Source organism: Halococcus thailandensis JCM 13552, from assembly GCF_000336715.1.
In the GTDB taxonomy this organism is placed as follows: domain Archaea; phylum Halobacteriota; class Halobacteria; order Halobacteriales; family Halococcaceae; genus Halococcus; species Halococcus thailandensis.
This window is the reverse complement of sequence record NZ_AOMF01000044.1, coordinates 1-235: the sequence shown is the minus strand read 5'-3', so window position 1 is coordinate 235 and position 235 is coordinate 1. Positions and strand designations below refer to the sequence as shown.

Annotated in this window: 1 pseudogene; it reads right to left on the bottom strand. The window is 61.7% G+C overall.

Annotation, left to right across the window (positions count from 1 at the left end):
- Positions 1-235, bottom strand: a pseudogene (locus tag C451_RS22435) (hypothetical protein); the annotation flags it as partial.

Here is a 235-nt window from a genome sequence, read left to right as displayed (position 1 = left end):
TTGAGCTGCTGTTCCTCAGCGTCGAGTCGGTCCTTGGCTTCCCGCAATCGGTTCAGTCGGTCCTCTTGCTCCCGGAGTTCCTCCGGGAGTTCGTCTCCCCGCTGCTCCGGACCGTATTCGTCATCTTCGGCTTCGTCGATTTCGGCGGCCTCGTCGAGGATGTCGTGGATTTCGTCGGTGATCTGCTCACGAGTCCGATTTTGATCGAGGGCAGCGTCGCCTTGGACGCGCCGGC